We start from the raw sequence: 4,585 nt of genomic DNA, 5'->3' as shown, positions 1-4,585 counted from the left end.
TGTTGTTTCATCCTGACACTTTATATTGGTGACTGGCGGCTATGGAGGCCGCCTTTTGCGTGATTAAACGACTATAAGGGGGACGATGATACCGGCCGCATATAATCTCTTTCCCGTATGGCCAGTGTGAAGACTGCAGTTTCAAAGTTTTAATCAACAGGACATCCTCCGCCACGTCGACGGTATATCAGCAAAAACCAAACCCACCATCCTCTTCCAGATGAACAGTTTTCCGCGTTTGGCCCCGAATACCATTGAAATCCACCTGTGAATATTTTAAGCGACTGAGGTTCCAAAAAAATTCTGAGTCTGTCAAAATCCTCTTGAATTTAGGTCGGGTAGTTTCAAAAAGCCTAAGTTGCGATTAAGTGATTTTAATGAAAAAATCACAAGCTGTCAAAGAGGAGTTTCAGAGATAATCCATCCCGGCGCTCCGATCTAATTAAATAACAGCAACTTACGCCCCTTCCCACCGTAAGACCTACCGGATTTTACCATCTTTCCGACCCACCCCCCTTAAAAAATAGCCTTTTTCATCATTTTGTGCTTGACATGTAAGACCCTATTATATATGGTGTTTGCATGGCTCACTTCCACGTAAAGACCAAAAAGGGAAGACCCTACCTCTATGTCCGGGAGATCGCACGGGTCAACGGCAAGCCCAAGGTCATCTCCCAGACCTACATCGGGTCTCCGGAAAAGGTCGCCAGCTTGGCCCGGGGGTCGGTTGGGGACAACGTGACCCTGAAGGTGGAAGAATTCGGGGCGCTATGGCTATCCCGCAAGATCGACCAGGACATCGACCTGTGTGGTATTATCGATAAGATCGTTCCCCCTGCGGACCGGGAAACGGGTCCTTCAATCGGCGAGTATTTCCTGTACTGTGTCCTTAACCGGATGGTGCAGGCTGTCAGCAAGAACAAGCTTGCATCCTGGTATCAGCGCACTGCCATACAGCATATCCGGCCCGTTGATCTCGACGAGCTGACAAGTCAACGCTTTTGGGAAAAATGGGACCGGGTTTCCGAGACCGATCTATACAAAATCGCAAGAACGTTCTTTGAGCGTCTTTGGCAGGTAGAAGCACCATCGGCTGACTGTCTTTTGTTCGACACCACCAACTATTACACCTACATGGCCAGCCACACCGACTCGGAGCTTGCCAAGCGTGGTAAAAACAAAGCGGGCCGGCACTACTTAAGACAAATCGGCCTGGGGTTGCTGGTGGCAAGGGATTCTCGATTGCCGCTTTATTACAGCGTCTATCCGGGAAATGTCCATGACAGCAAGCATTTTGAAGCCATTATGGATGAAATGTTCGGGGTCGTTTGCGGATTGAACAAGACCAAAGAGCGCCTTACGGTGATCATCGACAAGGGGATGAACGCCGATGATAATTATGCCTGTATCGACGAGCACTCGCGCATTCATTTCATTACCACCTATTCGACCTATTTCGCCCAGGATCTTGCCGCAACACCCCTTGAACGCTTCGAACCGGTGGATACACCGGAAAACAGGCGCCTGATGGTGGAGGGAAAGGCCGAGGAATGCCTTTTGGCCTACCGGACCATGGGAGAATACTGGGGTAAAGAACGGGCGGTGATCGTCACCTACAATCCATCCTCCCGCCGCAAGCAGGAATATACGTTCAATGATAAACTCGAGGCAATCCGCGAGCACCTGCTTATCATGCGGGCAAAGGTAAGAGACAAAGCGCCGCACTGGAGAAACGAAGGGGCCATTAAGGATCGCTATTTAGGCCTTTGTGCGAAAATGCATATGCCACACGACCTCTACGAGCTTACCTTCGCGCATTCGGACGCCGGCCTTTCCATGAATTTTCGCAAAAACGCATATCTTGTCGCTCGAAAGCAAGCCACGTTCGGAAAGAACATTATCATTACGGATAACACGGATTGGACCACCGGCGATATCATTCAGGCAAATCTGGATCGTTGGCAGGTGGAGGATCGCTTTCGCCTGAGTAAGGACGACGACCTGGTTTGCGTAAGCCCTGTACGCCATTGGACGGACAGCAAAATAAGGTGTCATTTGTTTACCTGCGTTGTTGCGATGACCTATCTGCGCCGGATTGAGCTAAAATTGGCTGCTGCGGGAATACAGCGAACGGCTGCCGGTGTCATGGAAGACATGAGAAAGCTACATCAAGTCTTGAGCATGCAGAAAGGAGAGCGAAAACCACGCCGACGTCTTGAAACGCCCAGTAAGACCCAGGCCGAAGTCCTATCGGCATTCGGCCACCGCGTAGACGGTAGTGGGGTCTTACAACCATCCGACCGTTAAAACCCCGGCTGACAAGGGTTCCCGGCTTTCGTTCTCGTTTATCTCTGAAACTCCTGACAAACAGGTGCTGGACGTACCCGGATCTTTCCTGGGCATGTCCTACCTGTGGATGGGTCAGATGAACCGCTTGGCGGTTTCGCTAGGGCACGCCAAACCGATGATGATGCACCCGGATGCACCGCCGGTGCGTTCGCATCCCACCAGGGTGAACCGGTGATCTGTCAGCCGAACAAACTGGATCAGCTGCCGACCGTGGACGGGATGGCCATCCCGTTGAAAAATGACGATACCCTTTTCGGGTTGTTGCTCATGGAGGCGATCAATAAAATCGGCCGCGGCGGGTTTGATGAAAAAGACAAACGCATGCGGATTAAAATTAAGTTTGCAAAACACTGGCATTATTGTTATTGGTGGTCATTATAAGATATTCCCCGCGGTAGTGATGGAAAAAAGTTCATAGTTCATGTGGAATAGATTCTATATTGTGTAAAAAAAATACTTCTTTCTGTCTTTCCTGATTGGTCTGACGCACAAGCACTGTGCCTATTTGTGAAGTTATTTAAGGGCCTTATTTAAACAAACAGCTTTTTCCCGGTATTAGCACGATTGTTGCTTGTTGTGTGGACGTCCACCATTTCTATTTTGGTGCAACGAATCTTCGATCTCATTTGCCAGTGACAATTGCCCCTTGTGGGACGTCCATTTGCGGCTCCGAATTTCAACTCGGGTGAACCATTCGTGATTGAACGTCATGGACTCACAAAGGAGGAGATATTATGCGCTGGATGGGTTCGTTCTTCGTTCGGTACCTGCCCCTGTTGGTTGTCGTCGTGCTGTGGCCGCTTTGTTGTGCGGCGGCCGATGCACCGTGCGAACCGGCGGCGGCCACGGCCGTATCGGTTCAGGGGGCGGTGGAGTTCAGGGCCACCGGCGGGGGGGCATGGCAGCAGGTTCATCTGAACGACACCTTCTGCCCGGGGGACGAGATCCGCGTTCTTGACAACAGCCGCGCCAGTCTGGCGCTGGCTAACGAATCCGTTCTGCGGCTCAACGCCAACAGCGCAATTACCGTCCAGGAATTCAGGAACAAAAAGACCTCTCTGGTCGACATGTTCAGAGGGGCGGGCCATTTTTTCAGCCGCCGGTCCAACAGCCTCGAGGTGAACACGCCCTATGTCGTTGCCGGGGTGCGTGGAACGGAGTTTCTCATCCGGGTGGAAGACGATCAGACCTTCATTTCGATTTTCGAAGGCGGTGTTCTGGCCTCCAATGAAGCCGGCGAAGTGAACCTGGCCAGCGGTCAGAGTGCCATCGCCAAAAAAGGCCAGGCACCGGTGCTGACCACCGTGGTGCGGCCGCGGGATGCCGTTCAGTGGGCGCTCTACTACCCGCCGGTGGTGTACGTGCCGCCCGGACAGGCGGAAATGCGCGAAGACCTGAATGACCCGGTGTTCCTGGCCAACCGGGCGTCTCAATCCCTTGCAGTGGGCAGAATCGACGCCGCCGAGGCTGACCTCCAAAAAGCCTTGGCCATCGATCCGGCATCAGCCGACGTACTCTCCCTTCAATCTATCGTCGCCCTGGTAAAAAACGACAATGAAAATGCATACACCCTGGCACAGAAGGCGGTCGATGCGAACCCGCAGTCATCCACAGCCCACGTCGCCATGTCCTACGTCCAGCAGGCCCGCTTCGACCTGGAGGGCGCGCGTAAAAGCCTGATGAACGCCGTGGCGGTATCCCCCGATGACCCCCTGGCCCATGCGCGGCTTGCCGAGATTCAGCTCTCCTTCGGCAAACTGGGCAAGGCCCTGGAGTCGGCCCAAAAGGCAGCGGCCATTGCCCCCGGCCTCTCCCGAACCCAGACCGTCCTGGGATTCGCCTACCTGACCCAGGTCAAAACCGACGACGCCCGGGCGGCGTTTGAAAAGGCCATCCAATCCGACCAGGCGGATCCGCTGCCCCGACTGGGAAACGGGCTGGCTATGATCCGCGACGGCCAGTTGGCGGAGGGACGGGCGGAGATCGAGGTCGCCGCCAGCCTGAACCCCAACAACTCGTTGACCCGCAGTTACCTGGGCAAGGCGTTTTACGAGGAAAAACGGATCGGTTTGGATGAGCGCGAATTCGAAATTGCCAAGGAACTCGATCCAAACGACCCCACCCCTCACTTTTACAACGCCATCGCCAAGCAGACCACCAACCGGCCGGTGGAGGCCCTGCAGGACATGGAAAAAGCCATCGAACTCAACGACAACCGCGCCGTTTACCGTTCCAA

At 53.6% G+C, this 4,585-nt stretch carries 2 protein-coding genes; both read left to right on the top strand.

Annotation, left to right across the window (positions count from 1 at the left end; translation table 11 throughout):
• Window positions 1-582 precede the first annotated feature (582 nt).
• Complete coding sequence (locus R6V78_RS01650) at window positions 583-2,307, top strand: IS1634 family transposase (RefSeq protein WP_410287581.1); 1,725 nt, start codon at window positions 583-585, stop codon at window positions 2,305-2,307.
• A 776-nt stretch (window positions 2,308-3,083) separates the two neighbouring features.
• On the top strand, window positions 3,084-4,585 hold a 1,502-nt coding region (locus R6V78_RS01645; RefSeq protein ID WP_410287580.1), incomplete at its 3' end, for a FecR domain-containing protein.

It is taken from the genome of Desulfosarcina sp. (assembly GCF_046496365.1).
Taxonomy (GTDB): Bacteria; Desulfobacterota; Desulfobacteria; order Desulfobacterales; family Desulfosarcinaceae; genus Desulfosarcina.
The sequence above is the reverse complement of the archived record's forward strand: the minus strand, read 5'-3'. Positions and strand labels throughout refer to the sequence as shown.